This is a genomic window from Veillonella sp. 20925_1_51 (assembly GCF_041431445.1).
Classification (GTDB): domain Bacteria; phylum Bacillota; class Negativicutes; order Veillonellales; family Veillonellaceae; genus Veillonella; species Veillonella nakazawae.
The window spans coordinates 303238-310832 of sequence record NZ_JAPVXT010000002.1 but is presented as its reverse complement, the minus strand read 5'-3'; the positions used below and the strand labels follow the sequence as shown (position 1 = coordinate 310832).

Here is a 7595-nt window from a genome sequence, read left to right as displayed (position 1 = left end):
AGTAATAGTATAATCAAAAGGACTCTACATTTTAATCAGTAGAGTCCTTTATTATATGTATACTTAATATGGCGAGCTTTTGAAAATTGCCAATTAGATAATGCTTAGATTATTTTAGCTGACCTGCAGCTACGGCAAGATCTCTCCAATAGATAGCTTGCATATAACCATAAGTATCTGGTTTTAACGTAATCAATTTAGCTTTAGGTCGTTTTTCCTCACGTAATATTCTACCTGTACGGGCATCGATAATATTACGTTGTTCTTGGACCCATTGAATTGTATCGGCATCTTGATCAAAGTAATAATGGTTTATGTACTCTGTCATATAATATTGAGCCCCTTGATGACTATAGGTGCGACCGATAATTTCAAATTTATTACCTTCACCAGCGATAACTTTAACGCGTTGTTCTGCGTAATAGTTTTGACCATTCATACGATATAAGTAGGCATAACCTCTTGCATTCTCTAAGTCAGCAATATTGACTGCTTGAGAGGGCAGGATGCCTAAGATTGTGAAAGCTGCTGCAATTAATAAACTACGCTTCATTTATTCTCCTTATTACTTTGCATGGGGCTGATCAGACTCAGCTACTACATGGACAACTAATTCTTGATCGGAAGGAATCTGAGCCATAACTACAGGCATTGGTACACTCATAGCTGCGGCGATACCTTTGATTTGTCGCATCGCAACTGGTATTACAGTACCATCTTCTTGTAAGTTATTTTCTAAGGCTTCAATTTCTGTAACTGTTAAGCCTGCTTTTGTGGCAAAGTCTTCAATGGATACACCATTGGCTTCCCGATATTCTTTAATGAAATCTCCGATATACATAGATTCCTCCTATTTTTAGATACCTTTATATTGTAATTAAAAATATCATATATGGCAATAGATGAATAAGAGATGAAAAGGCAAAAGCAGTGAAGATATCCAAATAGTGTATAACTCATGTTTATATATGTATAAATTAATGGACAGTAAAATTGTAAATAAAATTACAAAAATAAATTGACTTAATACGATAGCGGTGTTAATATTAACTCATAGAAAACATCATATTTGGGAATAGGTGCTGAAAAGCATAATAGAGAAGCTGGTTAAATGCCAGCACGGTCCCGCCACTGTATGGTCGAGCGAGTCTAAATTAAGTCACTGGGAAACTGGGAAGGCTAGATAAGCGATGACGCCGAGTCAGGAGAACTGCCTATTCAACATTCACCATTTGACCTACGAGAGATAGGGAGGAGAAGTTAATAGCTCCTTTTTACGTACCCGTAAAAAGGATTTTTTAGTTCTATACAATCTTCAACATTTATGAGTTAGATTGTATTCGAAAGACCTAAATGTCGATGGCATGGTCATGGTGAATAATACCTTCTTGGTATTACCAGCATGACATACGTTATGACTGTTAATATATTTTATGGTAAATGTAGGGCATGCATTTATTCATCATCATCCTAAAAAAGAGGCTGACCCAGGATTCTAGTAGTTCGGATTCTGGGTCAGTCTCTTTTTCATTTTACAATTTATATAATGACCAATATGTAAGGTTAAAATAAAGAAAAAAGAATTCGTTATATAGTAGATATTTAATTAGTCCTATAGTAGATATTTTAGAGGTAACATGAAATTTAAGTTAAATCTAAAAAAATGATTGACGATGAATTATATACATGATATTATTATTTCAGTTGAGACGCGGGAGTGGCGGAATTGGCAGACGCACCAGACTTAGGATCTGGCGCCTTACGGCGTGGGGGTTCAAGTCCCTTCTCCCGCACCAACTTTATTGCACCTTTTGAGGTGCTATTTTTTTTGCCTAAAAATGTTATAATAAATGAGTTAGAACTATTTATTTAAATAATCATGAATACTATATGGTGCAGTATGGATAATACATTAACTAAGCTGCTTTCACAGAACCCATCCTTTGTGGATGGGCTAAACGCATTTCAGCGGAAAGGAAAGTCAGTCATATATGGTCTAAGTGGATCTCAAAAGAGTTTCCTCTTAAACCAAGCTTTTGCTACAGGTCTTACAAAGCCCGTAGTTATCGTAGTCCATGATAAGGACCATAAAGAGATGTGGGAACGAGATTTAGCCTTTTTCTGGCCTAATATCCCAGTCCTATCATTTCCTATAACTGACAATGTGGAGTTTACAACCACTGCTCGTAGCCTTGAAGATCAAGGTGCACAAATGCGTGCGTTAGCATTACTAGCATGGCAAGAATCTGCCGTAGTTATAGCGAATGCAGAAGAGGTTACACAATATGTAGTATCTCCACAATATTTAAAAGGTCAGTCGTTACATTTTTCTTTGAATGATACGATTGATCGCGATACAGCTCTTGAACAGCTTGTCACAATTGGATATGAACGTGTAGACCAGGTGGAACAACGTGGTCATTTTGCCGTGCGTGGGGATATTCTAGATATTTATCCTGTTAATAGTGAACATCCAATACGAATTGAGTTCTTTGGCGATGAAATCGATACATTGCGTTTCTTCTCTGTTGAGAACCAACGTTCCATTGAACAAATTGATTCGTATACGGTGACACCTTTCTTCCTTGGTAAAAGTGATGCAGATTGCACCTTATTATCCTATGTGAAAGAAGGGACTCTCATTTATGATGAGCCCGGTCGTATCCAGGAAGCATTAAAGAAATTCCTCAAGGAAGATCCTACACATCGTAAAAATCATTGCGACTGGAGTGAATTACAACGTACTGTAGAGGCTACAAATCAAGTAGCTTTCACATTTATGCAACAACGCTCTATCGGTTTACCTGGATTTAATCCAATCGGTATTCAAGGTAAAACGATGACGAGCTTTGAGCGTCAAATTCCGCTCCTAACAGATGAGATTAAGCAATGGCATCGCCTCAATCATCAAGTTGTATTGGTATTAAATAACCAACAACGACGAGAAGGTATTGAACGAGCTCTTGAAGGTGAAGGGATTGCCTTTGTTCATAGTGAGGAATGGATTGCAATACCTAATACGGTCGTTATTTTGCAAGGTTTATTGACCGATGGTTTTGAATTGCCTAATAGCCATCTCGTAGTTGTTGTAGAAGGCAATATTTACGGACAACAAAAACGTAAGCTTCGCAACAAGCCTAAAAAGGGCCAAGAAATCAATTACTTTACGGATTTAACACCAGGTGACTATGTAGTTCATAGCATGCATGGTATTGGTAAGTATATTGGCCTTAAAACGATAGAAACAGAAGGCATTCACCGGGACTATATTGAAATCGCCTATGCCGGAACGGATAAGTTATTCCTACCAGCAAACAATCTAGATCAGTTACAAAAATACATTGGTAATGAAGGTGATGTGCCGCGCATCCATAAAATGGGTGGCCGTGACTGGGCTAAGGTTGTTACAAAGGCCAAAAAATCCATCGATGATTTGGCAGATAAGCTCGTTGAGATCTATGCACAACGAGAAATTACAGAAGGATTTGCATTTTTGCCAGATCAACCATGGCAGCAAGAGTTTGAAGATGCCTTCCCTTATGAAGAAACGGAAGATCAATTACAGGCTACGGCGGAAATTAAAGAATCTATGGAGCGACCTGTTCCTATGGACCGATTGCTAGCTGGAGACGTAGGCTTTGGTAAAACTGAAGTCGCTATGAGAGCTATTTTTAAAGCTGTTATGAGTGGCAAGCAAGTTGCAGTGCTCGTACCGACAACAGTTCTTGCACAGCAACATTTCCAAACCTTCTGGAATCGTTTTGCTCCATTTGGGGTCAAAGTCGATGTGCTCAATCGTTTCCGCAGTACATCTGAGAAGAAACAAGTTCTAAAAGGTGTAGAGGATGGCTCTATCGATGTTCTCATCGGAACCCATTCACTACTCAATAAAAAAGTAGTCTTTAAAGACTTAGGCATGCTTGTTGTTGATGAAGAGCAACGCTTCGGGGTAGCTCAAAAGGAAAAATGGAAAGAGTGGGCTAGTAATATTGATGTGCTCACCTTAAGTGCAACCCCAATTCCTCGGACCTTACATATGTCTCTTGTAGGTGTTCGGGAGATGTCTGTTATCAACACGCCACCAGAGGAACGATTGCCGGTTCAGACCTATGTGGTGGAATATGATATGAACATCGTTGCTGATGCCATCAAGCGAGAATTGGCACGGGGCGGACAAGTTTACTTCGTATATAACCGCGTTGCATCAATTAATCATATGGGTGAATTATTAGAAGCGGCGTTGCCAGGTTTGCGTTATGCTATTGCTCATGGTCAGATGACGGGCCGTCAAATTGAAGAAATTATGACGGATTTCTATGAAGGTCATTATGATGTATTATTGTCTACAAGTATCATTGAAACCGGCTTAGATATTCCTAATGCCAATACCATCATCATTTATGATGCGGACCGATTAGGCTTATCTCAGCTATATCAAATGCGTGGACGCGTAGGGCGTTCTCGTAGACGGGCCTATGCATACTTTATGTATCGACCTGACAAAATGCTTTCAGAGGCTGCAGAGAAGCGCTTGAAAGCTATTGAAGAGTTCACCGAGCTCGGTGCTGGTTTTAAATTGGCGATGCGAGATTTAGAAATCCGTGGTGCGGGTAATCTCTTAGGTTCACAGCAACATGGTAACATCGCCTCTGTCGGCTTTGGTATGTACGTAAGTATGTTAGAAGAAGCCATTGCGAAGGCTCAAAATAAAGAGGTAGAGCGCGAGGTCTCCATTGATCCAGCCATCGACCTAGAGGTAGATGCCTTTATCGATGATGCGTATATTAAAGATAGTGCCCGCAAAATTTCTGTATACCAACGATTGTTACATATCAAATCAAAAGAACAGCTTGATGATATGACAGACGAACTTATTGACCGCTTCGGTACGCCAACAGATCCGGTGGACCGACTATTGCGCATTGCTCAAATTAAAGAGCAAGCACGTTTACTTGGTATTAAAAGTATCGTCCGTAGAGATCAACAGCTTACCATTCATTGGCATGACGATTCCAAAATGGCCGATTGGGATATGGGGGCTGTGCGAGAAGATTTATGGAAAAAGATGAAATTTACAGACTCCAAGCCAGCCATATTGTATGTGAGCCTTAAAGGCATGAAAGGTTCTATTTTGACCATTACGGAAGCGGTGATGAAGGCCCTTAGCCAGAAATCATCGTCTAAGGAGGGCCTATGAATCGATTTTTAAAGGGTGCTATGATTTTAACCTTGGCTGGGATTATTGTTAAGGTTATCGGCGCTTTCAGTAAAGTCCTTATTGCCCGTGTACTCGGTGGTGAAGGGATTGGCCTATATATGATGGCCTATCCGATTTATCAAATTATCGTTAGTATTTCCGCTGCAGGCATTCCTGTGGCCATATCTATTATGATTGCGGAAAAGCTAGCTAATGATGATATGCGTGGCGTACAACAAGTGTTTTCCGTATCTTTAAAAGTGTTAACGCTGTTAGGCCTTGTATTTAGTGTTGCTTTATATGGCAGTGCACAGTGGCTCATAGATTCTCATATTATTACAGATCCTCGTGCATTGCTCGCTATTCAGCTATTATCTCCAGCAATCTTTATCGTTACGATTTTGAGTTGTTTTAGAGGTTACTTCCAAGGCTTCCAATACATGGTTCCTACTGGGACTAGCCAAGTCTTTGAACAAATCTTCCGCGTATCCTCTATGGTGGGCTTAGCCTATTACTTCATTGATAGAGGGTTACACTTAGCGGCTGGTGGTGCAACCTTTGCTACATTCCCTGGCGTATTAGCGGGATTACTCGTATTAATTTACTTTTACTATCGTCAACGTCGTGTACGAGCGCAAATGTTGGCACAGCAGAATCCGACTGCTGTTGGTGAAAGTAATAGTTCTGTAGTCAAACGACTATTTAGTTTGGCCATACCTGTTTCGATGGCCAATATTATGCTGCCTATGGTATCCCTTATCGATACATTTATCGTGCCAAAGCGTTTGATGGATATTGGGTTTTATCTCAATGAAGCGACCACACAATTTGGTTATCTTACAGGGATGGCTACATCGTTGATTGGGTTGCCCATTATTTTGACTACATCTTTAGCAGCTAGTCTTGTACCAGCCGTATCGGAAGCGCATGCCCAAGGTGATGTACAACGTATTGTGCAGCGTGCAGGAACAGCCATTAAAATTGCAAATATGTTTACTATTCCAGCCTGTATCGGCCTCTGTGTGTTGGCGACACCTATATCTAAACTGATATATGCAACGCCTCATGCAGGTCCTGTTATTGCTGTTATTAGCTTGAGCATTATATTCTTAGGTTGGCAACAGATTACAGCAGGCATCTTGCAAGGGTTAGGCAGAACTGTTATTCCTATGATAGCCATTTTTATTGGTTTGTTGGCTAAGACCTTCTTAGACTATGAATTGACAGGTACTATTGAGCTAGGCATTAATGGTGCTGCATGGGCAACGAATTTGAATTTTGCCATTGCGGCATTCATAAACTATATATTTGTTAAAAAATATGTAGGATCTGTACTTAATAAATTAGAGCTATTAAAAATTGTAGTGTCTGCCATGGCTATGGGCGGTGCTACACAGGTAGTGTATGTGACTACTGTAGAGTTATTCGGCAATGGTGGTGCAGTGGCAGCGGCTATTATTGTGGCTGTATTTGTATATGGTTTATCCTTATGGTTAACAAAGGCCGTTGTAAAAGCTGATATGTATCATTTCCCTGTTATAGGTAAGCGCTTACAAGCTCGCCGAGATAAGGAGGAGGCTAAACTATATGAAGAACAATACTGATAAGCCTGTATCGGTACAACCATTAGTAGATGTAGTAAAAGCCTTGCGAGCTCCTAATGGTTGCCCTTGGGATCAAAAACAAACTCATGAATCGTTGCGTCGATATTTCATTGAAGAAACTTATGAAGTAGTAGATGCAATCGATAATAAAGATATGGCTAATCTTCGTGAAGAACTAGGTGATGTATTATTACAAGTTGTCTTTCATAGTCAATTGGCTGAAGAAGCTGGTCAGTTTACATTAGAAGATGTAATTAATGATGTGACTCAGAAGATGATTCGCCGTCATCCCCATGTTTTTGACCCTGAAAATAATGAAAAATCATACAGTTGGGACGAATTAAAGGCACAAGAAAAGAAAAATATACAAAAATCTGTATTAGATGGTGTATCTAAAAGTCTACCTGCTTTAGTGGCCGCTTATAAGTTGCAAGAAAAGGCTGCGAAGCTAGGTTTTGACTGGGATGAGCTCGATCCGGTTTGGGCGAAAGTTTCGGAAGAAATGGATGAATTTAAGGAGGCTATTGCCCAAAAAGATAGAGAAAATATGGAAAAAGAAGCGGGAGATGTGCTTTTTTCCTTGATTAATCTATTAAGATGGTATAAAATAAGCGGTGAAAATGCACTAAATCGCACAAACACAAAGTTCCGACAGCGTTTTTTACATGTAGAAGCTTGTGTTAACCAAAGCGATCGCTCATGGGAAGACTTTTCATTAGCTGAGCTGGATGCTTTTTGGGAGGAGGCTAAAGTGCAGGAAAAGTAGCCTAGAGGTTTGCATGCTTCTTAGGTAT

General features: G+C 39.8%; 5 protein-coding genes, 1 tRNA gene and 1 riboswitch. Of the genes, 4 read left to right on the top strand and 2 right to left on the bottom strand.

Annotated features, from left to right (window positions below; genetic code table 11):
* Positions 1-109 precede the first annotated feature (109 nt).
* Positions 110-553, bottom strand: a complete 444-nt coding sequence (locus O3607_RS03910) for a hypothetical protein (RefSeq protein WP_105086476.1) — start codon at positions 551-553, stop codon at positions 110-112.
* Positions 554-565: 12 nt separating this feature from the next.
* Positions 566-841, bottom strand: coding sequence for a helix-turn-helix transcriptional regulator (locus O3607_RS03905; RefSeq protein WP_060924083.1), 276 nt, complete (start codon positions 839-841; stop codon positions 566-568).
* Positions 842-1060: 219 nt separating this feature from the next.
* A riboswitch (cobalamin riboswitch) is annotated at positions 1061-1233 on the top strand.
* Between the two features lie 478 nt (positions 1234-1711).
* Between O3607_RS03905 and O3607_RS03900 the strand changes: the two genes are divergently transcribed.
* The 4 genes from O3607_RS03900 to mazG all read left to right on the top strand — a co-directional run bounded on the left by O3607_RS03900 (position 1712) and on the right by mazG (position 7567).
* A tRNA-Leu gene (locus tag O3607_RS03900) sits at positions 1712-1796 on the top strand.
* Between the two features lie 104 nt (positions 1797-1900).
* Entirely contained in the window at positions 1901-5197 is a 3297-nt protein-coding gene (gene mfd, locus O3607_RS03895; RefSeq protein WP_371443350.1) for a transcription-repair coupling factor, read from the top strand.
* Positions 5194-6801 (top strand): polysaccharide biosynthesis C-terminal domain-containing protein, encoded by a 1608-nt coding sequence (locus O3607_RS03890; protein WP_371443349.1) that lies wholly within the window; start codon positions 5194-5196, stop codon positions 6799-6801. The genes mfd and O3607_RS03890 overlap by 4 nt, the downstream gene beginning before the upstream one ends.
* Entirely contained in the window at positions 6785-7567 is a 783-nt protein-coding gene (gene mazG, locus O3607_RS03885) for a nucleoside triphosphate pyrophosphohydrolase (protein WP_060924080.1), read from the top strand. Before O3607_RS03890 ends, mazG begins: the two co-directional genes overlap by 17 nt.
* The last annotated feature ends 28 nt before the right edge of the window (positions 7568-7595 follow it).